This window comes from Pseudomonas luteola NBRC 103146, from assembly GCF_002091675.1.
Taxonomy (GTDB): Bacteria; Pseudomonadota; Gammaproteobacteria; order Pseudomonadales; family Pseudomonadaceae; genus Chryseomonas; species Chryseomonas luteola.
Genome location: NZ_BDAE01000001.1, coordinates 278,667 through 300,537, shown reverse-complemented (window position 1 = coordinate 300,537; position 21,871 = coordinate 278,667). Strand labels below are relative to the sequence as shown.

22 protein-coding genes and 2 pseudogenes are annotated in these 21,871 nt (G+C 59.9%); 12 read left to right on the top strand and 12 right to left on the bottom strand.

All coding sequences use genetic code 11. The features are described from left to right. Positions 1-116: 116 nt before the first annotated feature. A complete protein-coding gene (locus PLU01S_RS01430) occupies positions 117-554 on the top strand; it encodes a FlxA-like family protein (protein ID WP_083397801.1) in 438 nt (145 codons plus the stop codon). 3 nt (positions 555-557) lie between these two features. Here PLU01S_RS01430 and PLU01S_RS01425 read toward each other — a convergent pair whose 3' ends face one another. Further along, on the bottom strand, positions 558-1,544 hold the full coding sequence (locus tag PLU01S_RS01425; RefSeq protein ID WP_010796528.1) for a magnesium transporter CorA family protein: 987 nt from the start codon (positions 1,542-1,544) through the stop codon (positions 558-560). Between the two features lie 62 nt (positions 1,545-1,606). On the opposite strand from PLU01S_RS01425, the gene PLU01S_RS01420 reads away from it, so the two are divergent. Continuing rightward, positions 1,607-1,891, top strand: coding sequence for a hypothetical protein (locus PLU01S_RS01420; protein WP_010796527.1), 285 nt, complete (start codon positions 1,607-1,609; stop codon positions 1,889-1,891). A 125-nt stretch (positions 1,892-2,016) separates the two neighbouring features. Beyond that, positions 2,017-4,872 (top strand): class I adenylate cyclase, encoded by a 2,856-nt coding sequence (locus PLU01S_RS01415; protein ID WP_074821275.1) that lies wholly within the window; start codon positions 2,017-2,019, stop codon positions 4,870-4,872. Here PLU01S_RS01415 and rnk read toward each other — a convergent pair whose 3' ends face one another. The 3 genes from rnk to cyaY form a co-directional block, all read right to left on the bottom strand. Further along, positions 4,873-5,268, bottom strand: coding sequence for a nucleoside diphosphate kinase regulator (rnk, locus tag PLU01S_RS01410; RefSeq protein WP_074821715.1), 396 nt, complete (start codon positions 5,266-5,268; stop codon positions 4,873-4,875). Between the two features lie 186 nt (positions 5,269-5,454). Next, the gene (locus tag PLU01S_RS01405) at positions 5,455-5,682 is read right to left on the bottom strand and encodes a DUF1289 domain-containing protein (protein ID WP_074821273.1); all 228 of its coding nucleotides are present in this window, start codon (positions 5,680-5,682) and stop codon (positions 5,455-5,457) included. Continuing rightward, complete coding sequence (gene cyaY / locus PLU01S_RS01400) at positions 5,657-5,992, bottom strand: iron donor protein CyaY (protein WP_010796523.1); 336 nt, start codon at positions 5,990-5,992, stop codon at positions 5,657-5,659. The genes PLU01S_RS01405 and cyaY overlap by 26 nt, the downstream gene beginning before the upstream one ends. A gap of 175 nt (positions 5,993-6,167) precedes the next feature. On the opposite strand from cyaY, the gene lptM reads away from it, so the two are divergent. The 6 genes from lptM to PLU01S_RS01370 are packed head-to-tail and all read left to right on the top strand — an operon-like array spanning position 6,168 to position 10,665. Next, complete coding sequence (gene lptM / locus PLU01S_RS01395; protein ID WP_010796522.1) at positions 6,168-6,293, top strand: LPS translocon maturation chaperone LptM; 126 nt, start codon at positions 6,168-6,170, stop codon at positions 6,291-6,293. A gap of 14 nt (positions 6,294-6,307) precedes the next feature. Continuing rightward, positions 6,308-7,555: a diaminopimelate decarboxylase gene (gene lysA / locus PLU01S_RS01390; RefSeq protein ID WP_010796521.1), complete on the top strand. Its 1,248-nt coding sequence runs from the start codon at positions 6,308-6,310 to the stop codon at positions 7,553-7,555. Between the two features lie 6 nt (positions 7,556-7,561). Further along, positions 7,562-8,392, top strand: a complete 831-nt coding sequence (gene dapF, locus PLU01S_RS01385; protein ID WP_010796520.1) for a diaminopimelate epimerase — start codon at positions 7,562-7,564, stop codon at positions 8,390-8,392. Next, positions 8,389-9,078, top strand: a complete 690-nt coding sequence (locus PLU01S_RS01380; protein WP_074821270.1) for a DUF484 family protein — start codon at positions 8,389-8,391, stop codon at positions 9,076-9,078. Before dapF ends, PLU01S_RS01380 begins: the two co-directional genes overlap by 4 nt. A 1-nt stretch (position 9,079) precedes the next feature. Further along, complete coding sequence (xerC, locus tag PLU01S_RS01375) at positions 9,080-9,973, top strand: tyrosine recombinase XerC (protein ID WP_074821268.1); 894 nt, start codon at positions 9,080-9,082, stop codon at positions 9,971-9,973. Further along, positions 9,970-10,665, top strand: coding sequence for an HAD family hydrolase (locus tag PLU01S_RS01370; RefSeq protein WP_074821264.1), 696 nt, complete (start codon positions 9,970-9,972; stop codon positions 10,663-10,665). The genes xerC and PLU01S_RS01370 overlap by 4 nt, the downstream gene beginning before the upstream one ends. 13 nt (positions 10,666-10,678) lie before the next feature. On the opposite strand, the gene cysE is transcribed toward PLU01S_RS01370, so the two are convergent. The 5 genes from cysE to glnK all read right to left on the bottom strand — a co-directional run bounded on the left by cysE (position 10,679) and on the right by glnK (position 14,312). Beyond that, complete coding sequence (cysE, locus tag PLU01S_RS01365) at positions 10,679-11,473, bottom strand: serine O-acetyltransferase (protein ID WP_074821263.1); 795 nt, start codon at positions 11,471-11,473, stop codon at positions 10,679-10,681. A gap of 96 nt (positions 11,474-11,569) precedes the next feature. After that, entirely contained in the window at positions 11,570-11,899 is a 330-nt protein-coding gene (gene sutA / locus PLU01S_RS01360; protein ID WP_010796514.1) for a transcriptional regulator SutA, read from the bottom strand. A 68-nt stretch (positions 11,900-11,967) separates the two neighbouring features. After that, positions 11,968-12,393, bottom strand: coding sequence for a secondary thiamine-phosphate synthase enzyme YjbQ (locus PLU01S_RS01355; RefSeq protein WP_074821261.1), 426 nt, complete (start codon positions 12,391-12,393; stop codon positions 11,968-11,970). A 201-nt stretch (positions 12,394-12,594) separates the two neighbouring features. Then, entirely contained in the window at positions 12,595-13,932 is a 1,338-nt protein-coding gene (locus PLU01S_RS01350) for an ammonium transporter (RefSeq protein ID WP_010796512.1), read from the bottom strand. Positions 13,933-13,973: 41 nt separating this feature from the next. Then, a complete protein-coding gene (gene glnK, locus PLU01S_RS01345; protein ID WP_003096476.1) occupies positions 13,974-14,312 on the bottom strand; it encodes a P-II family nitrogen regulator in 339 nt (112 codons plus the stop codon). A gap of 395 nt (positions 14,313-14,707) precedes the next feature. Here glnK and PLU01S_RS01340 point away from each other — a divergent pair. The 3 genes and pseudogenes from PLU01S_RS01340 to PLU01S_RS01330 all read left to right on the top strand — a co-directional run. Then, positions 14,708-14,956: pseudogene (locus PLU01S_RS01340) on the top strand (accessory factor UbiK family protein); the annotation flags it as partial. Positions 14,957-15,082: 126 nt separating this feature from the next. Then, on the top strand, positions 15,083-16,588 hold the full coding sequence (locus tag PLU01S_RS01335) for a YifB family Mg chelatase-like AAA ATPase (protein WP_074821254.1): 1,506 nt from the start codon (positions 15,083-15,085) through the stop codon (positions 16,586-16,588). Between the two features lie 110 nt (positions 16,589-16,698). Continuing rightward, a complete protein-coding gene (locus tag PLU01S_RS01330) occupies positions 16,699-18,687 on the top strand; it encodes a BCCT family transporter (protein ID WP_074821251.1) in 1,989 nt (662 codons plus the stop codon). A 62-nt stretch (positions 18,688-18,749) separates the two neighbouring features. Here the strand turns inward: PLU01S_RS01330 and PLU01S_RS26505 are convergent, their stop codons facing one another. The 3 genes and pseudogenes from PLU01S_RS26505 to PLU01S_RS01320 all read right to left on the bottom strand — a co-directional run bounded on the left by PLU01S_RS26505 (position 18,750) and on the right by PLU01S_RS01320 (position 21,831). After that, positions 18,750-19,472 (bottom strand): methyl-accepting chemotaxis protein, encoded by a 723-nt coding sequence (locus PLU01S_RS26505; RefSeq protein ID WP_374940303.1) that lies wholly within the window; start codon positions 19,470-19,472, stop codon positions 18,750-18,752. Positions 19,473-19,604: 132 nt separating this feature from the next. Beyond that, positions 19,605-20,579, bottom strand: a pseudogene (locus PLU01S_RS26500) (Cache 3/Cache 2 fusion domain-containing protein); the annotation flags it as partial. Between the two features lie 325 nt (positions 20,580-20,904). After that, complete coding sequence (locus PLU01S_RS01320; RefSeq protein WP_074821245.1) at positions 20,905-21,831, bottom strand: LysR substrate-binding domain-containing protein; 927 nt, start codon at positions 21,829-21,831, stop codon at positions 20,905-20,907. Between the last annotated feature and the right edge of the window lie 40 nt (positions 21,832-21,871).

Genomic DNA, 21,871 nt, shown 5'->3' with positions numbered 1-21,871 from the left:
TGCCAACAACGCCGTTACGACCGACGAGTAACGGTTAGCAACCACTCATCACAATTGAATCAACTTCCGCGATAACCAGCCGATGGCATGGCACCCTTTCGAAGAGACAGGATGCCATGTCCACAATAACCGACCGACTCGCCACCTCGCTGAACGTTGCCTTTCAACCCGCACCCACTGCGCCTTCATCTGCCACTTCTGCAGACACTGACACCTCTGCGACGCCCGTGGAAAAGAGCGGGAAAACTGATCAAGGCCTGACACTCAAGCATGGGCCTGCTGGTGGTGGTGAGGTTCAAAGCGGCGGCGAGTCCGAGACCACTCTCGAAAAGCTCAAGAAGACCATTAAGGATCTGGAAAAGCAGTTGCAGCAGGCCCAGAAAGAGTTGCAACAAGTCCAAGCCAGCAACGCTTCCGAAGAAGAAAAACAAGTACGGATACAAGCGGTACAAACCCAGATCAGCAGCCTCAGTGCCTCGCTGCAACAGGCCTATGCGGCGCTGCTGCAGGCCACCAACGGTAGCACGGGCTCCGTTGTCAGCACAACGGCCTGACCCTTACAGCCAGTCGCGGAATTTGAACCAGGCATATGGAATGATGGCCGATACCACCATGGCCACCAGGGCAAGAGGATAACCGAAGTGCCAGCTCAGTTCGGGCATGTTTTCAAAGTTCATCCCGTACACCGTACCGACCAGCGTGGGCGGCAGGAACAGAACGGCAGCAATCGAGAACACCTTGATGATGCCGTTCTGCTCGATATTGATCAGGCCCAGGGTGGCATCGAGTAAAAAGCTGATTTCGTTGTTCATGCGGTTCTGGTAGTCCCCCAGCGAGCGGGAGTCACGCTCGACGGTTTTCATCCAGGCTTTGGCTTCACGACAGATCCACTCGCTGGCGGCTCGGCGCAGGTAGCTGAGCAATCGATTGATGCCCAGAAGGCTATCGCTCAACCGGGCCAGCAACAGGCTGCTGCGCCCCAACTGCTTCAGAATGGATTGCAGATCCGACTTGGGCGCCTTGGGCCCTTCGTCATCAGGCTTGGGCTCCCGGAAAATGGCATTGGCCAGCCGGTTATGATGGGCCTGAACCGATTCGAGAATATCGGCAATCCGGTCGACCAGGCTGTCGAGCAGCGAGATGAAAATGGTATCGCTGCGCTTGTGCAGTCCGGGGTGCTGGCTGAGCTTGGTGCGAAAGGCACGAAAGGCTGATAGCTCGGCGTAACGCACCGTTACCAGCCACTCGGGCGTCAAAACAAAGTTGAGCACCGAAGCCGTCGGCTGGTGTTCGCTGAATCCGCTGACGACCGTTGTCGTCATGTGCAGGGCCCGCTCACTCTCGTACAGACGGGACGACTCTTCGATTTCGGCCATCTCTTCCCGGGTCGGAATGTTTACCGCCAGGCTCTTTTCCAGGAACTGCTCTTCCTCATCGGTAGGCGATAAAAGATCGATCCACAAGGCATCCTGAGGGAAAGGCTCGTCGGGCGTAATGGTCTTAGGGGTTAACATACCGTTAACGAGGGTGTAGCAGGTAATCATTGCTGCTTGAACTCCATTATCTGCCAGTGACTGGCATCAACTGTCCTGAGTGAACCAATACCATGTCTGACCATGATGACAACGAAGAATCCTTTGTCGAATCCCATCTGATCTCGGCGATCGAGAACCAGTTGGCGGCCGGCGAACCGCCTTTTACACAGGCCGTCTTCAATAAACTGACCCTGGTAGGGCACGAACGTGAGGAAATCGTCCACCTGATGGCGATTGTGCTGGCCAATGAGATCGAAACCATGATGACCGAAGACCGTCCCTTCGACACGGCCCGCTACGAACAATTGCTGCGGGCGCTGCCGGACCTGCCGGAAACCGGTACGGACGTGGAGTAGCACAGAGCGAACCGCCCACCGGTGGTTTTGGACAGGCGGTAGCGTCCAGCGAGACGAACGCACTGTGAACCAGTCGTACTTTATGGGTACGACTGGTACGCTTGCGGCTTAGCTATGGACCCGTCATGACCCGTTTCCCTGACCTTCAACTGGATGACGACGAGGGCATTGATCGCAAAGCCCTCAAGCAGGTACGCGCGCGCTTTCTGACCATCAACACTGGTCGCCTCGTTCGCGCTCTGGAAGGCCTGCCCAGCCGACAGCAGCCGGTATTGACCCTGCTGCCCCTGTTGCTGCACGTCAATCATCCCATGCTGCCGGGCTATGTCTCGGCCAGTACGCCGGCCGGCCTGACCGGCTTTGAGCCGACGGACGAGCAGCTGGCAGAAGCCCGTCGCCTTACCCGCTCGTTTGCCTATAAGCCCGCACGTACACATCGGGACGAGCCGCTGCATGGCCTTTACCTCATGGGCAGCCTGGGCACCCTGACCCAGGCCGACAGCAGCGACCTGGATATCTGGCTCTGCCATGCCCCCGGCATGAGTGCACAGGCGCTCGCCGAGTTGAAGCGCAAGTGCGCCCTGCTTGAAACCTGGGCGGCCTCGCTCAATGCCGAGCTGCATATCTTTCTGATTGACGCCGACCAGTTCAGCCAGGGCCAGCGCCCGGGGCTCCTGACGTCGGACGATTGCGGTACGGCGCAGCACTTTCTGCTACTCGACGAGTTCTATCGCACCGCCATCTGGCTAGGCGGCCGTACGCCGTTATGGTGGCAGGTGCCGGTCGCTCAGGAGGAGAGCGACTACGAAGGCTTTACCCAGCGACTATTGCACCATCGCTTTATCAAGGCGCGCGAGGTACTGGATTTCGGCCATATCGACCACATCCCTCCAGGCGAATACATTGGCGCCGGGCTGTGGCAACTATTCAAAGGGATCAGCTCGCCCTACAAATCAGTCCTGAAACTCATGGTGACCGAGCTGTACGCCTGCGAGCACCCGCACACGGTCACGCTCAGCCGACGCCTCAAACAGCTGGTCCATTCGGGCGTCACGGATCTCGATCAGGTCGATCCCTATAGGCTGGTGTACCAGCGCCTGGAAGAATATCTGCTCCTGCGCGGCGACCTGGATCGGCTCGAACTGGTCCGTCGTTGCCTGTACCTCAAGGTTGGCAAGCCCCTGAGCCGTCCGCCCCGGCAAGGCCGCAAGAGCTGGCAACGTCTGCTGATGGAGAAGCTGACCCAGTCCTGGGGCTGGGATGAGCATATGCTGCGCAAGCTGGACGAGCGCCAGGGTTGGAAGGTAGATGACGTCAGCGCCGAGCGTCGGATTCTGGTCAATGCCCTGACTCACAGCTACCGCTTCCTGGCGCAGTTCGCCCAGCAACAGCAGGTTGAAAGCCACCTCGCCCCGCGCGACCTGAGTATTCTGGGGCGCCGCCTGTATGCGGCGTTCGAGCGCAAGGCGGGCAAAATCGACTTTATCAACCCGGGCATTGCGCCAGACCTGGCCGAGGAGTTTGTGACCCTGGTGCAGGAAGAGCGCCCCTTTGGCGAGCGCCGCCGCCCGTGGTCATTGCACCGTGGCAACCTGACGGCAGAAGAGTGCCATTCTCACTCCCCACTCAAGCGCACCTGGGAACTGGCCGAGCTGCTGGCCTGGTGTCGCTACAACGGCATTATCGACAATGCCACCCGCCTGACCTTGCATGCCGGCGAGAGCGACCTTACCCCGTTCGAACTCAACAATCTGATCCAGAGTTTCCAGCAGAGCTTCAACGACCGACCGGACACCGTACCGGAAGCCGTCCTGCTACGCCCGGCCGCGCCCCGCGAGGTGCTGCTGCTGATCAACGTAGGGATCGATCCGCTCTACCAGCACAGTCAGCGCAACGTCTACCTCACCAGCGATCGTATCGACGCCCTGGGCTACGCCGGGATGCGTGAAAACCTGGTGCTGACGCTGGACCAGATCACCCTCAACAGCTGGAACGAACTGTACGTCAACCGCTTCGAAGGGGCCAATGCCCTGCTCGACTGCTTATGCGCCTACTTCAACAGCCTGCCCTCTGGCGATCAGGAGTCATTGCCTCGCCTGTCGATACGCAGCTTTTGCCGGAACCGGGCACCGCTGATCGTAGAGCGCGTGGAAGCAGTGTTCGACGAAGTCCGCACGGCCATGCTGCGTGAGCACAAGACGCGCTATCTGCTCCAGATTCAGCAGCGTTTCCACATGCTCGAGCTGCGCGAGGGCAAGCTGAGCCATACGCCACTGGCCGACCGGGATTCGTTGCTGCTGCACCTGTCCGCTCCAAAGCAGGAATGGACGCCCCTGAGCCTGGACCCCCATGCGTTGGAGGGTGACGAACTCGGCCTTATCCTACCGCTGGGCCGTACCGGCAGCATTCAAGTGTTTTATCGACAGGAAGGTGAAACGGCACGTGTCTACGTACTGGATGAGCACAACGCCCTCTGGTCACAGCGCTTGCCTTTCCATGATGAGCAGACGCTGCTGGCCCCCCTGCAGCGTTTCCTGCATTCCATTCACCGTCGACAGAGTGCCCAGGTGCCCCTGGAGGCCAGTCGGGTACCGCTGGCTGAGATGCACTATTTCCATGTCCTGCCCCCAGCACCTCAACGGGCGCGGCATCTGGAGCGGCGACAGATTGATCTGCCCCTGGAAACGGTGCCGTACTATGCGGTTCAGGCCATTGTGACCGCCACCAAGGCCGGGCGCCGTCTGGTAACCCTATATTGCGATCACCGTGAGTTTTCCGAGCTCGACTACGGCCCACGGCTGTACCAGGAGGTGGCACGCCATATTCTGGCGCGCCGCCGTACCGGAGAACGTTATCGCTGCTACCTGACGGATCTGGATCTTCTGCACGTGCCTGGCGAGCCTCGCCCGCACACCCTGGCCTACCTGAGGCTCAAGGCAGAGCTGGAAGAGGCGCTCAACCAGGCATTCATGGCAGTCTGATCAGTAGCCGACTGCCTTGGCCGTCGGCTCCAGCTCCAGTAGCGACAGGTGCAGCGTTTTCCCGCCGGGTGCCGTGCACTCAACGCGCTGACCTACCGTCTGCCCTAGCAGTGCACTGCCCACGGGCGTTAGCACGGATACGGTGCCTTCTTCCCGGGCTTCGTTGGGATACACCAGACGCAGATGGTATTCCTTGCCACTGCCTTCTTCGCGGCAATGCACTTGGGAATGCATGGTTACAACACCTTCCGCCTCATCAGGCGGTACCACCTTGGCGCGCTCCAGCTCCTCTTCGAGCGCCTCGGCAGCCGGGCCGAATTCCTCAAGGCTATCGAGCAGGCGGTCGAGCTGCTGGTAGTCAGTCTGCGTAATGATGGGCTGAGCGATCTGGCGCATGATGCCTCCTTTGGCGGCTGGATGTCGGAAACGCGCTTGCAGCAACGGCTGCAGGCGGCGCTTCGAGGTACTGAACAGCATGTCTCATGCCGAAACGGATGCCGCACGGGCGGCGTTGGGAGTGCAGCCCTTCGGCTGCGGATGGCCTGACCGTAACACAGGGATCAGGGTAGACGGAACCACCGGTCAGCCAGTGTTGGATCGATGGTCCCTGCGCGCCTGTGCGGTCAGAATGATGGCCCGACGCGCTTCGGCTGACGCTTCGCCCCAGGCCAGAATCTCATCCAGCGTGCGACCGCAGCCCAGGCAGATATCGTGATCGTCCAGGCAACAGCGCCGAACGCAGGGCGAGGCCACCGATTCAGCGTCCTCCCCTGATAACGAGAGATCAGAGCTGGCTGAAATCGAGCTCATCGCCCGTCTGCTCACGAATAACACGGGTCAGCAGTTCGCCCAGCGGCTCCTGGGTGCTGTCGCAGATCCACTGGTTGCCCGCCTCGTCATAATCGAAGTGATAGCCGCCTGAGCGGGCCGCCACCCAGAGCTGCCGTAGCGGAGGCTGACGACTCAGAATGACCTGACTGCCGTTTTCCAGGCGAATCGTGAGGACACCGGCGCTGTTCTCCAGATCCAGGTCCAGATCGCTGTCGTCGAGGATGTCTTCGACCGCCTGCTGGGTAGTATCGACAAGATCGTGGAAGCGGGCTTCGCTCAGACTGCTCATGGGATTCCTTGAATCGGTATTGAAAAGACCTCGACGTTACCCCGGCGACCGCCCCTCGTCCAGTCGCAAAGACGGCTGCACCGCCCAGGCCTGTCAGGCACGCGCGGCGTTACATAGGCAAGGGGGCAGGTGCCGGGTATACTCCGGGTCAATCATGCTTTTCAAAGGATTCGCCATGAAGCGCCTTTCCCTTGCTCTAATTGCTTTCGCATGCCTGCTGGCAGGCTGCGGCCAAAAAGGTGACCTGTACCTTCCGGACGATGAAAAAGCGGCTCACGAGCATCGCCACGACACGTTCTGACCAGGGAGCCTTCCATGGAGTCATTTACATCCCGCGCAGGTAGTCTGCATGCGGAAGGTGTGCCGCTGAGCGCTATTGCAGAGCGCTTCGGCACGCCCACTTACGTGTATTCCCGGGCACACATCGAGGGCCAGTACCGCGCCTATACCGATGCGCTGGCCGGGCTGCCTCATCTCGTCTGCTTTGCCGTCAAGGCCAACTCCAACCTGGGCGTTCTTAACGTCCTGGCACGGATGGGTGCAGGGTTCGACATCGTGTCCCGCGGCGAGCTGGAGCGTGTACTGGCCGCTGGCGGCGAAGCCGCCAAGGTGGTGTTCTCCGGGGTCGGCAAGACCCGTGACGACATGCGCCGTGCGTTGGAAGTCGGCGTGCACTGCTTCAATGTGGAGTCCCGGGTGGAGCTTGAGCGCCTGCAGGAAGTCGCCGCCGAAATGGGCCGCAAGGCACCCGTCTCGCTGCGGGTGAATCCTGATGTGGATGCCGGCACCCACCCGTACATCTCCACCGGCCTCAAGGAAAACAAGTTTGGTATCGATATCGCCGAGGCCGAGGCCGTATACGCCCGCGCAGCGGAGCTGCCAAACCTTGAGATCATCGGAGTGGACTGCCACATCGGCTCCCAGCTCACCACGCTCGAGCCGTTCATCGATGCGCTGGATCGTTTGCTGGCACTGATTGACCGCTTGGCCGAGCGTGGCATCACAATCCGTCACCTGGACCTCGGAGGCGGCCTGGGCGTGCGTTACCGCAACGAGGAGCCGCCTCTGGCGAGCGATTACATCAAGGCGATCCGCGAGCGCATTGCCGGACGGAATATCGCTCTGGTTTTCGAGCCCGGCCGCTTCATCGTGGCCAATGCCGGCGTGCTGCTTACGCGTGTGGAATATCTCAAGCACACCGAGCACAAGGACTTCGCCATTATCGATGCAGCCATGAACGACCTGATCCGCCCAGCGCTTTACGACGCCTGGATGGACGTTGTGCCGGTTACGCCTCGCGACAGCCAAACTCGTGCGTATGATCTGGTCGGCCCTATCTGCGAGACCGGTGACTTTCTAGCCAAGAACCGCGACCTGGCTCTGGCTGAAGGTGATCTGCTGGCCATTCGCTCAGCAGGTGCCTATGGCTTTACCATGAGTTCGAATTACAACAGTCGCGGTCGTGCGGCTGAGGTGCTGGTAGATGGCGAGCAGGCCTTCGAGGTGCGCCGCCGTGAGACGGTCAAGGAACTCTATGCAGGCGAAAGCCGGCTACCGGAGTGACCTCTCATGCTATTGCGGTTTACCAAGATGCACGGGCTTGGCAATGATTTCATGGTCCTTGACCTGATCAGCCAGCACGCGCATATCCAGCCCAAGCACGCCCGCCAGTGGGGCGATCGGCACACGGGGGTCGGCTTCGATCAGCTCCTGATCGTCGAAACGCCAAGCAACCCGGATGTCGATTTCCGCTATCGGATTTTCAACTCCGACGGCTCAGAGGTCGAGCAGTGCGGCAATGGTGCTCGCTGCTTTGCCCGCTTTGTCTTCGACAAGCGTCTGACGGTCAAGAAAGTTATCAAGGTCGAGACCAAAGGCGGCATCATCGAGCTGCGGCTGCGTAACGACAATCAGGTGACGGTCGACATGGGGGCGCCGCGCCTTGAGCCCAGGCAGATTCCATTCGAGGCCGACGCCGAGGCGATCAGCTACCCGGTACAGGTCGAGGGTCGTACCGTCGAACTTGCAGCGGTGTCCATGGGCAACCCCCACGGCGTCCTGCGGGTCGACAATGTCGATACCGCGCCAGTGCATGAACTCGGCCCCAAACTTGAGCATCATCCCCGTTTTCCAAACCGGGCCAATATCGGTTTTCTCCAGGTCATCGATGAACATCGGGCGCGCCTGCGCGTCTGGGAGCGCGGTGCCGGTGAAACCCAGGCCTGCGGGACCGGCGCCTGTGCAGCCGTGGTTGCGGGTATTCGCCAGGGCTGGCTAAATTCGCCTGTACAGATCGAGCTGCCCGGCGGCCTGCTCGATATCGAATGGGCCGGCCCCGGCAAGCCGGTGCTCATGACAGGACCCGCCGTCCGTGTATACGAAGGCCAGGTACGTTTATGACAGACCAAACGCCCCCGCTCGATGCCGATCAGGTTGCGGCCTGGCTGGAACAGCATCCGGACTTCTTTGCAGACCGCGAGGACCTGCTGGCCGAGATGCGCATTCCGCACCAGCGCGGCACGGCGGTCTCCCTCGTGGAGCGCCAGCTGGGTCTGCTGCGCGACCGCAACGTCGAGATGCGTCATAGGCTGGCGCATCTGATGGATGTGGCCCGCGATAACGACCGCTTGTTCGATAAAACCCGCCGTCTCGTGCTTGATCTCATGGATGCCAATACATTGGAAGATGTGATCAGCACAGTCGAAGACAGCTTGCGCCATGAGTTCAAGGTGCCTTACGTCGGGCTGATTCTCTTCCACGAATCGCCCTTGCCGGTAGGCCGCAGCGTGACCAGCGCCGAGGCGCACCAGTGTATTGGTGGACTGCTGTCGGGCGGCAAGGCGGTCAGCGGGGCGTTGCGCTCACATGAGCTGAAGTTTCTGTTTGGCGAAGCCGCGCAGGACGAGGTTGGATCGGCCGCGGTTGCACCCTTGATTCACCAAGGCATGCATGGCGTACTTGCCATTGGAAGTCCTGATCCACAGCATTACAAGAGCTCGCTAGGCACGGTATTTCTAACCCATGTGGCGGAAGTGTTGTCTCGCGCCCTGCTGCGCTTTCCCACTCCCCTTCGCTCGGTACGCTGACATGGAAGAACGCCTCGACGCTTACTACCAACACCTACGCAGCGAGCGTCAGGTGTCGGTCCATACCCTTGACGGCTACCGCCGTGACCTGCTGAAACTCCTGGCCTTCTGCCGCGAAGAACAGCTCACCGACTGGAACAACCTTGACGCCCGTCGGCTGCGCGCCCTGATCGTTCAGCTGCACCGCAAGGGGCAGTCCAGCCGCAGTCTCTCTCGTCTGCTCTCGGCCATCCGGGGCTTTTATCAGTACCTCATTCGCGAGGGAGTCTGCCAGCATGATCCCGCCAATGGTGTCAGTGCACCCAAAGGCCAGAAACAGCTACCCAAGAACCTCGACGTGGACCGCACCACACAACTCCTGGATGGCGCCGTGGAGGATGACTTCATTGCCCTGCGCGACCAGGCGATGCTTGAACTCTTCTACTCCTCTGGTCTGCGCCTGTCCGAGCTGGTCGGGCTGGATATTGTCGATCTGGACCTTAAAGACGGCCTGATCAGCGTTCGCGGCAAGGGCAACAAGCGGCGTATCGTCCCGGTGGGCAGCAAGGCGCGGGAGGCTATGGAACGCTGGCTGCCGCAACGCGCCCTGGCCGCCCAGGATGATGCCGTGTTCATCGGTCAGAGCGGCAGACGCCTCACGCCAAGAGCGATTCAGCTACGTGTCCGTGAAGCGGGCGTACGCGAACTGGGCCAGCACCTGCACCCGCACATGCTGCGCCATAGCTTTGCCAGTCATATGCTGGAAACTTCCCGTGATCTGCGCGCCGTACAGGAGCTGCTGGGCCACGCGGACATCGCCACGACCCAGATCTATACCCATCTGGATTTCCAGCACCTGGCACAGGTCTATGATGATGCCCATCCACGTGCCAAGCGAAAAACAGAATCCACATGACTATCCGCCTGATTACCTTCGATCTCGATGACACCCTCTGGGATATAGCCCCGGTCATCCACAGCGCCGAAGATGCGCTTCGTACCTGGATGGAAACCGAGGCATCACGGCTGGGACCGGTCCCGGTTGAGCACCTGTGGCAGATCAGGGATCGGCTCCTGGAGCGCGACCCCGGCCTCCGGCACCGCGTCAGCGAACTGCGCCGCCGCGTCATTCATGGAGCCTTGCAGGATGCCGGTTACGAAGAGCCTGAGGCCGGGCAGCTGGCCGAAGCCGGTTTCGCCATCTACCTGGCTGCTCGTCAGCAGGTCACCCTGTACGAGGACGTGCACGAGACGCTGGAACAGCTATCGCTGCGCTATGACCTGGGCGTACTGACCAATGGCAATGCCGATGTTCACGAGATCGGCCTGGCTGACTATTTCCGTTTTGCCCTATGCGCAGAAGAGCTGGGTATCGGCAAGCCCGACCCGCATCCCTTCAACGAAGCGCTACGCAGGGCAGGCGTGACCGCCGATGCGGCGGTGCACGTAGGCGATAACCCTGTCGATGACATCCAGGGCGCTCAGCAGGCCGGGCTACGGGCCATCTGGTTCAACCCTACAGGCAAGCCCTGGTCCGGTGAAAATGCGCCGGATGCCGAGATCCGCAGCCTCAACGAGCTCCCCGTGGTATTGGAGCGCTGGAGCTAACCGACACGGTGGATCAGTCCTGATCGAACGACTGATCCATCACCAGTGCCGGTTGTTCGTGGCGTGGCGTGCCAACCGGTCGGGCCGGGTTGCCGACCACGGTGGTATGCGGTGCGACCGGCTTGAGCACGATGCTGCCCGCCCCAACTTTGGCTCCTTCGCCAATTTCGATGTTGCCCAGAATCTTCGCGCCGGCGCCGATCATCACGCCGCGTCGCACCTTGGGATGCCGGTCACCACACTCCTTGCCCGTCCCGCCCAGGGTGACTGCCTGCAGAATGGACACGTCATCCTCGACCACCGCCGTCTCGCCAATTACGATACCCGTACCATGGTCGAGCATGATGCCCTGCCCAATGCGGCTGGCCGGATGGATGTCTACAGCCAGCATCTCGTTACAGCGAGCCTGGATATAAAGCGGCAGCATGCGGTTCCCGTCGAGCCAGAGCCGGTGTCCGAGGCGGTAGGCCTGGATCGCCAGGAAGCCCTTGGAAAACAGGAAAACCTCCAACGGGGTATCGAAGGCAGGGTCGCGTGTGACAGTAGCCTCAAGGTCAGCCCAGGCGCTCTCGATCAGCGCAGGATGCTCCTGCTGCACGCTCACGAAACGCGCGTGCAGCGTGTGCCGCTGCACCGCATCGACGGTAAGCGTTCGGCTCAGACGAAATGCCAGGGCACTCCCCAGCTCTTTCTGCTCCAGAATGGATTCGGTCAGCCAGGGCTCCAGGGCGCGCTCCTGGACAATGGCACTAGAGGCAAGGTCACGCAGGCTCTGCCAGCGCGCCTGAAGGGTTGGGGTTGAGGTCATCGGTATGAAGTCTTCCTGCAGATGGACTGCACAGGATAATGTCCACGCCAGAATCCGCTACCCATAAAAAACCCGCCATACAGGCGGGTTTTAAAATCATATCGGGCGGCTGCCGTACTTGCTGTCAGGCTTTTTAGGCGGGTCAGCAACAACATTCGCGTCGATCTCCTGCACTTTACCGCCACGGGCCAGAAACTCTTCCATGGCCTTGGCGAGCGCATCACGCTCCTTCTGCTTGGCCTCAATGGAGGGCAACTCCTCGGGCTCGGCTTCTTTTTTCTTCTTCCCTTTGCCTGCAGCAGGTTCTTCCGCCTCGGCACTGTCGTCGACTTCTACATCGGGCTCGTCTGCAGCCGCAGCAAAGTCCTCGGTATCGTCATCATCAGTGGACTCGATATCGTCCTGTTCCAGCTCTTCATCACTCATAAAAAACCCTCGAAAACCAGGTTAGTTATTGACCAGCCGCGAGTTTGACGTGGCTGCTCAAGAAAAATTCATGCTGGCATACCCTGCAAGGTAGCCATTATCCGACGAGCGCCGCCATGGTCACGGTGCTCACCCAGGTAAATCCCCTGCCACGTCCCTAGCGCCAGCCTTCCGGCCTGCACGGGTATGGTCAGGCTGCAGCCCAGAAGGCTGCTCTTGAAGTGTGCCGGTAGATCGTCCGGCCCTTCGTAATCGTGTTCGTACCCTGGCACGTTCTGCGGCACGAGCTGGTTGAAGAACCGCTCGAAATCGCGACGCACCGCACTGTCGGCATTTTCATTGATCGTCAATGAAGCCGACGTGTGCTGCAGCCACAGGTTCAGCAGCCCGATCTGACAGCTTTCCAGTTCGGGCAAGGCCGATTCCACCTCATCCGTGATGAGATGGAATCCACGGCTTCGGGCGCGCAGCGTGATCTGTCGCTGATGCCACATGGCGGACTCCTAGGCTTGCTGGGCGCGCATTCTAGCGCGGCTTTCGAAAAAACAAAGAGGCTCTTTAAAGCTGACGTTCAGACCGGGGCTGCGAGCCGGTGTTCCGGGCAATAACGCACGAAAAATGACTTTCTTTCGCGCATACGAAAAGAGCGCCCGAAGGCGCCCTTTTTTGACCGATAAACGGTAGCCGGCTCGCTATTACATATTGTAACCACGCTCGTTGTGCAGCGTCAGGTCCAGACCCACGGTCTCTTCCTCATCGCTGACACGCAGGCCCATGACCATGTCGATCACCTTCAGGATGACGAAGGTCAGGATGCCGGTATACACCAGTGTGAACAGCACGCCCTTGAGCTGAATCCACAGCTGGCCGCCAATATCGGTCACGGTGCCGAAGCCGCCTAGAGCTGGTGCTGCGAAGATACCGGTCAGCAGCGCGCCCACGATACCGCCGACACCATGCACACCAAAGGCGTCCAGGGAATCGTCATACCCAATCTTGCGCTTGAGGCTGGTGGCGCAGAAGAAACAGATCACACCCGCGACCGCACCGATGATCAGCGCACCCATCGGGCCGACTGTACCGGCAGCCGGAGTAATGGCCACCAGACCGGCAACCACACCCGAGGCGATCCCCAGGGCGCTGGGCTTACCGTGGGTGATCCATTCAGCAAACATCCAGGCCAGAGCTGCCGAGGCGGTTGCGATCTGGGTAACCAGCATCGCCATGCCGGCAGTGCCGTTTGCCGCAACGGCGGAGCCTGCGTTGAAACCGAACCAGCCCACCCACAGCATGGCGGCGCCGACCAGGGTATACCCAAGGTTGTGCGGTGCCATCGGGGTGGTCGGATAGCCCTTGCGCTTGCCCAGCACCAGGGCAGCCACGAGACCAGCAATACCGGCGTTGATGTGAACCACGGTGCCGCCAGCAAAATCCAGCACGCCCCAATCCCACATCAGGCCACCGTCACCGCTCCACACCATATGGGCGATCGGTGCGTAGACCAGGGTGAACCACACACCGGTAAAGACCAGCATGGCGGAGAACTTCATACGCTCGGCGAACGCACCCACGATCAGCGCCGGGGTGATGATCGCAAAGGTCATCTGAAAGGTGACGAAAATGCTTTCGGGGAACAGCGCAGCCGCACCTGTCAGCCCATCATGGGTAATGGAACTCAGGAAGGCCTTGCCGAAACCGCCGATAAAGGAATTGAAATTGGTTACGCCTTTTTCCATGCCTGTGGTATCGAAGGCAAGGCTGTAACCGTAGATCATCCAGAGAATACTGATCAGGCCGGTAATGGCGAAACACTGCATCATTACCGACAGGATGTTCTTGGCACGAACCATGCCGCCATAAAACAGCGCCAGGCCCGGAATGGTCATGAAAAGCACGAGTGCTGTAGACACCAGCATCCATGCCGTATCGCCGCTATTCAACGTCGGCTCCGCCGCTGCTTCCTGAGCCATGGCAAGGCTCGGCATAGCGAGGGACAAAAGGGCTCCTAGCCCTGCGTACTTGCGCAGAGTCATGATGTTCTCCTGGGGCTTTGGGGTATGGAGTACGGTGTTTTTTAAATAGCGTCGGTATCGGTTTCGCCGGTCCGGATGCGGATGGCTTGTTCCAGATTTACAACGAAAATCTTGCCGTCACCGATCTTGCCAGTGTTGGCTGCCTTGGTAATGGCCTCGATGACACGGTCGAGCTGGTCATCGGCAATGGCGACGTCGATCTTCACCTTGGGCAGGAAATCGACAACGTACTCGGCGCCACGGTATAGCTCCGTGTGCCCCTTCTGGCGACCGAAACCCTTGACCTCGGTGACGGTAATGCCTTGAACGCCGATCTCGGACAACGACTCGCGGACGTCGTCGAGCTTGAACGGCTTGATGATGGCGGTGACTAGTTTCATGAACTTCTCCCGAAAAGTGGACTTGCCCCAGGAACGAACCCCGTCTCAAGTCTAAGCGCAGTCTGTGGCTTTGTAACGTCGCCCCGCTCTAAAACGGTTCGCCGCCACCCTCGCCCGCCTACGAAGCAATCACCGCTTCGCTTCCGCATCCCTGGTGCGTGATGCCTCTGTCATAACGGCTAAAGCAGAAACCTTGCCATTTCGTGCAAAACCGCATGGCGCAACGCCTCTATGCGCTTCGGTTGAATGAGATAGCGTCCATTTCACAGCAGATCGCACCATCCTGGCGCACAGTGCCCGGAAGGGGTGCCCAAAAAATGTGCAGATGCCCGGCATCCTGGCGCTGGAAAGGAGCGTGATACACTGGTCCAAACACTTTTTAATGGATGAAGCGTATGTTCCCACCCAAAGCGCTACTCGACTCCCTGACCCAACAAGCCAGCCGCCTGTTCGGAGAAGGCTCGCCCCGTGCCGATATCGAAAACCAGTTCAAGGCACTGATGCAGAGCGGATTTAGCAAGCTCGATCTGGTTAGCCGTGAAGAATTCGACACCCAGATGCTGGTCCTTGAACGCACCCGCGCTCGCCTTGAGGCCTTGGAAGCTCGCCTGGCCGAATTGGAAGGCCAAGGCAAAGAGCCTGCTGCTGCCGCCCAGCCTGCACAGGACGCACCGACATCAGCCAAAATGGCTTTCCAGAACAACAAAACGGAACCCACCCCGCCGACCGCCGAATAACCCGGCCGGCGGGACACTGATCAAGGAGTGATCATGTCCCTCGCCATCGTTTGTAGCCGCGCCCAGGTGGGCGTGGAAGCCCCCTGTGTCACTGTAGAAGCGCATCTGGCCAACGGTCTGCCCGCATTGACCCTGGTCGGCCTGCCGGAAACCGCCGTCAAGGAGAGTAAGGATCGCGTGCGTAGCGCCATCCTCAATTCAGGCTTCGACTTTCCGGCACGCCGCATCACCCTAAACCTTGCCCCTGCCGACCTGCCCAAGGATGGTGGCCGCTTCGATCTGGCCATTGCCCTTGGCATTCTAGCGGCCAGTGCGCAGCTACCCGCGGATGCCCTGGCCGATATCGAATGCCTGGGTGAGCTGGCGCTCTCCGGTGCACTGCGCCCCGTCCAGGGCGTATTACCCGCAGCGCTTGCCGCACGGGAAGCCGGGCGCACACTGATCGTGCCCCATGAAAACGCCGAGGAAGCCAGCCTGGCTAGCGGGCTTAAAGTCATCGCGGTGGGCCATCTGCTGGAGATCGCAGCGCACTTTACAGGGCAGACGCCCCTTACGCCGTACGAAGCCCAAGGGTTGAGACGGCAGGAGCAACCCTATCCCGACCTTATTGACGTGCAGGGCCAAGTGGCTGCCAAACGCGCTCTGGTGGTTGCAGCGGCAGGCTCGCACAACCTCTTGCTGGCAGGCCCTCCTGGGACTGGAAAGACCCTGCTGGCCAGCCGCCTGCCCGGTCTGCTGCCGCCCTTGAATGAATTCGAAGCCCTGGAAGTGGCTGCGATTCATTCGGTCGCCAGCCACACGCCCATGGCTCACTGGCCGCAGCGGCCATTCCGGCAGCCGCATCACTCGGCTTCGGGCCCCGCCCTGGTGGGTGGCGGTAGTCGCCCTCGCCCGGGCGAGATCACTCTGGCGCATCAAGGCGTGCTGTTTCTGGACGAGCTGCCCGAATTTGACCGCAAGGTGTTGGAAGTTCTGCGCGAGCCGCTGGAAAGTGGCGAGATCGTGATTTCCCGTGCCCGAGACCGTGTCCGCTTTCCGGCCCGCTTCCAACTGGTCGCCGCCATGAACCCCTGCCCATGCGGCTATCTGGGTGATCCGGCCGGCCGCTGCCGTTGCTCGCCCGATCAGGTACAACGTTATCGTGGTAAACTTTCCGGTCCACTGCTGGACCGGATCGACATGCATATCACTGTCGCCCGGGAAAGTGTGCGTCTGGGCGGCCCTGACACCAAGAACGATTCCGGCCGCCTTACAACGCAACAGGCTGCCGAACAGGTCGCCGCCGCCCGTGAGCGGCAACTGGCTCGCCAAGGGGTGGCGAACGCCTTTCTGGATTTGCGTGCCTTGCACCAACACTGTGCATTGACGGCAGACGACCAGCGGTGGATCGAGAGCGCAGGTGAACGGCTGGGGCTGTCCCTGCGCGCCCTGCACCGAGTGATCAAGGTGGCACGTACGTTAGCCGATCTTGCAGCAGAGCCGCAGATTTTGCGGTCTCATCTGGCTGAAGCATTGCAGTACAGACCCGCGAGTGCCTGAGGTGACCTGAGCGACAACCACCTCGTGTTTCAATGCCGACCCTCGGAGCGGGTCGGCTAGGCACTCCTTTGCAGCCACCTTGGCGCCGACAGAAAAGGAGAAAGTGCCTGATGGCCACCGAAAGCCAATCACCACCTACCCGTACCCTCAATCCCCCGGTTTTCTGGGGCTCGACCTTGCTTATCCTTATCCTGGTCATCTATGCCAGTGCCTTTCACGAGAGCGCGCAAAGCGTCTTTGGTCTCATTCAGTCCTGGATTATTACGAACGTCAGCTGGTTCTACATTCTGGCGGTGGCGCTGATCCTCTTGACCGTAGTCTTTCTGGGCGTCAGCCGTTATGGCGACATCAAGCTCGGCCCGGACCACAGCGAGCCGGACTACAGCAGCACGACCTGGTTTGCCATGCTGTTTTCGGCGGGCATGGGGATCGGCCTGATGTTCTTTGGCGTGGCCGAGCCGGTCATGCACTTCCTGTCGCCGCCCACTGGCCAGTCTGGCACAGTGGACGCCGCCCGTGAGGCGTTGATCATCACCTTCTTCCACTGGGGCCTGCATGCCTGGGCTATCTACGCCATCGTGGCGCTGATCCTCGCGTACTTCAGCTTCCGTCACGGGCTGCCGCTAACGCTGCGCTCAGCGTTGTATCCCCTGATTGGTGAACGTATCTACGGGCCAATCGGCCATGCGGTGGATATTTTCGCCATCCTGGGTACCGTTCTAGGGGTGGCAACATCCCTGGGCTTTGGCGTCGCGCAGATCAATACCGGTCTCAACTACCTGTTCGGTCTGGAAGTGTCGGTGCCGGTGCAGATCGGCCTGATCATTGCGACTACGGCCCTGGCGACCCTATCGGTGGTTACCGGCCTGGACAAAGGGGTTCGTCGCCTGTCGGAGCTGAACCTGGGACTGGCCGTGCTGCTGCTCCTGATGGTGCTGGTCCTGGGGCCCACCGTGTTCATTCTGCAAACCTTTGTGCAGAATACCGGTGGCTACCTGACCGAGATTGTCAGCCGTACCTTTAACCTCTATGCCTATAAGCCCAACGACTGGATCGGCGGCTGGACGCTGTTCTACTGGGGCTGGTGGCTGGCATGGTCGCCTTTCGTGGGTCTGTTCATTGCCCGCATCTCCCGCGGCCGCACGATCCGCGAGTTTGTCTCCGGGGTGCTGCTGGTACCGGCCGGCTTTACGCTGTTCTGGATGACCGTATTTGGTGATACCGCCATTCACATGATCTCCTGGCAGGGCATTACGTCACTAGGCGATGCCGTGAACAAAGACAGCTCCCTGGCGCTGTTTGCCTTCCTCGAGCATTTCCCCTTTGCGTCGGCTATTTCCATGGTAGCCATCATCATGGTTGTGGTGTTCTTCGTAACATCGGCGGACTCCGGCGCGATGGTGGTCGACATGCTCGCCTCCGGCGGCATGGACAAGACGCCGGTCTGGCAACGAGTCTTCTGGGCGGCCTCCATGGGCATCGTGGCGATTGCGCTGCTCCTGGCCGATGGTCTCAAGGCCCTGCAAACGGCGACAATTGCCACGGCGCTGCCCTTTACCATCGCACTGCTCTGTTCGATGTGGGGCCTACTCAAGGCGCTCAAGCTCGATGCCACCAAGCGGGGTATCCGCTACCAGGCGCTGAATATCTCTCGCCCTGCGCCTCGTTCAGCCGGTGGCTGGCAGCGTCGCCTGCGTAATCTGGCCATGTTCCCGCGTCGTACCCACGTGGTGCGCTTCATCGGGGAGGTGGTTAAGCCTGCGTGTGAATCTGTTGCTGAAGAGCTGCGTAAGCAGAGCTATCTTGTCAGCGTAAAAGATGGCGACGATGGCCGGGTACGTATTGAGGTCGGTCCTGAGGAGAACCCTGAGTTCGTGTATGAGGTTCGCCCGCGCGCGTATGCCATGCCGAGCTTTGTCATGGGGGACACACAGAGCGACCAGAACGAGCGCGAGGATCGCAAATACTTCCGTGCCGATGTGCACCTGAAGGAAGGCGGTCAGGATTATGACGTGATGGGCTGGAGCCGGGACGACGTGATTGGCGACATCCTGGATCAATACGAGCGTCACATGCATTTCCTGCATATCGTTCGCTGATCGTTACCCACAAAAAAGCCGGTGCCTCTGCACCGGCTTTTTTGTGCCTACTACCGCATCGATCAGCTGAAGCGATTTACCTCATGGCTCAGCTCTTCCGCCAGACGCTTGAGCTCATAGGCCGTGCTGGCCAGCTCTTCCGCCGCTTCACGCTGGGAGGCGTTATCGACGGCAATGGTCTGGATGTTGCGGCTCAGGGCAGTCGCCGTGCTGCTCTGCTCCTGGGTGGCCTGGGCAATGCTGGTGAACTGCTCCACAGCCTGATCGATCTGCGCTTCAATACGCTGAAGCGCCTGGGCAACGTCACCGTTAAGCGACAGACCTTGCTGCATCAAACGGTTGCCCTCGTCGATAGAGGTCATGGCGCGGTTGGTTTCTTCCTGCACCGAACCGATCATCTCGGAGATTTCACGCGTTGCCTGACTGGTACGGCCGGCCAGGCTGCGAACCTCGTCAGCCACCACGGCAAAGCCACGGCCCTGCTCACCCGCTCGCGCAGCCTCAATGGCGGCGTTGAGCGCCAGCAGGTTGGTCTGCTCGGCGATACCACTGATCACGCTGATGATCCCGCCAATCTGCTGGGAACGCTCGCCCAGGTTATTGACCACGGTAGCCGTCGTGCCCAGCGATTGGGCGATCTGCTCCAGCGCTTTCGAGGCAGCACGCATGGAGGCCGTACCGTTACGAGTCTCAGCGGCGTTTTCGTTAGTCAGCTGCTCGGTTTTACGCATGCTGTCGGCAATGTTCTGTGCAGTGGCGCTGAACTCTTCCACGGCGCTCGCCATGCTGTCGATCTGGGAAGACTGCTCGGCCGAACGGCGCTGGGTAGCACCGGATAGGGTGCTCAGCTGATCGGAGCGAGTAGTCACATCGTGGGATGAATGACGTACGCGATCTACCGTGTTCGACAGAGCTTCAGCCATCTGGTTGAAGCTGTGGGAAAGCTGGCCGATTTCATCGTGGCTTTCGACCTTCAGACGAACGCTCAGTTGGCCTTCGCCCAGAGCCTGGGCCTGTTTGACGAGGTGCCCCAGTGGTTTCAGCTTGTGGCGCAGCATCAGTACAGAAGCCAGGATAGCGAGAACCAGTGCCAGTACACTACCAAACGCCAGTTTAAGGCCTACGTTCCAGAGCAGTTCCTGTTCTTCAGCGACAGGTACCGTTGCGACCACTTTCCAGTTATCACCCGGTACGGGGACGACAACACTTTGGAATGCTTGCTTGTCATCTTCCCAGTCGATGAAATCATCTTTCTTGGCCATGCCGATGGCAGCCAGCGCCGCATCAGGCGCTGCAGTACCGGCAGGAGCGATCAGCCATTTGTTCTGCTCATCCAGAATGGCCAGAGAACCTTCGCGACCAATCCGGAACGCCGCCAGGCTATCGAATTGCTTTTTCTGAGCCTCGGTGTAATCAAAACCGACATAAAGCACAGCAATAAGCTCACCCGAAGCATCACGCACCGGTGTGTATTGGTTCATATAGTTACGGCCAAACAATACGGCGCGTCCTACATATTGCTGGCCATTGAGCAGCTTTTCATAAGCCGGATGCTTATGGTCTAGCTGCGTACCAATAGCACGTGAGCCATCTTCTTTTTTAACTGACGTAGTTACACGGATGAATTCATTGCCATCGCGAACAAAAACAGTAGCGGCGCCGCCCGTCAGCGTGGTGAATTCATCAACCAGGGTAAAGTCGCCGTTCAGGCGGGCGCCTTGTAGATGAAGCACAGGCGTCGAGGCACTGCCAACAGTAACCCGCTCGTTAGTGTCACGTGTAAGACCTGCGCCGAAACGCCGCTCAAACAGTCCAGCCAGACGCTGCGTGCTGATTTTCAGCGTATCGTGAAAGGTGTTGAGCTGATTGGCCAGCAGCTGACCTTCGCCCATTAGGTGATGATGGTGACTTTCCTCAGTGGAAACACTCAGGGAGCGCAACGCAAACAATCCACTTCCTGTGATAACCACAACCAATATGACCGTCAGAGCAAGCGCAAGCTGCCCGGCGATACCGAAACGACGTCCCGACATGGGGGTATTCTCCTCAAGAACACCAGCATTCCCCGACTGGCATTCGCGTTAGGTTGGCTTTGACGACCTGAGATGCTGTACACGCAAGGCCCTCTTCGGGGCGAATCTTCTAAGTCGGTCGTTTGATTATCGGCGGGTTGTGAGACAACTTGACCCATCAGCACGATGGGCGTCGGGATGTTCCTTATGAGTGGTAGGTCACATCAGGTAAGGTCATGGCGTTGACCTCAGCCAGAAGAAAATCCCTCAGCAGAGAGAAACGCTTCGGGTTGCGTCGAGCCTTGGGCCATACCAGGTAATACGCCTCACCACTCGCCACCGCTGTAGGCCAGGGGAGCGCCGTCCGCCCAAGCTGAAGATCCTCCGAGACCATTACCAGGTCTCCAATGGATACCCCATACCCGCGGGCAGCGGCCGCCATTCCAAGCTCTAACGTATCGAATACCTGTCCGCCTCTGATCGGTATGTCGTCCGACAGCGCCATAGCTTGAAGCCAGCGACGCCAATCGCGACGATCGGGCGTGGGATGCAGCAGCTCGGTCTCCCGCAACCGCTGTACATCCCAGGGACCCTCCGCTGCGGCTTCAGGCGAGCAAACTGGAATCAGCCATTCCTGAAACAACAAGGCGCTTTCCCACTCTTCCGGGAAACGACCGTGGCTCAGCAGCACCGCACAATCGAAGGGTTCGTGGATGAAGTCGACATGATCACTGTCCATCCAGGCACTGGTCAGCTGCACTTCGATCCCCTCATTCGCCTGCCGAAAGCGGGACAGTCGCGCCAGCAACCAGCGCAGGGACAACGTGGAGGGTGCCTTGAGCCGGAGCGCACCTTCGTCCACCGACAACACGGAGCACGCCCGGCCCAAGGCCTCGAAACCTTCGCTGATGCCCGGCAGCAACAGTTTGGCTGGCTCCGTAAGGGTCAGCTGCCGTCCCGAGCGCTCGAACAGTCGACACCCAAAATGGGCCTCCAGGGTGCGGATATGTCGGCTCACGGCGCTCTGGGTCAGTGAAAGCTCCTGCGCGGCACGCGTGAAAGACGAATGCCGGGCCGCCGACTCAAAGGCGCGCAAAGCATAAAGCGGAGGAAGACGAGTCGACTCAGACATGATTAAAACTCATGGCAGGCAGGTTTATTTTCGGTTTGTG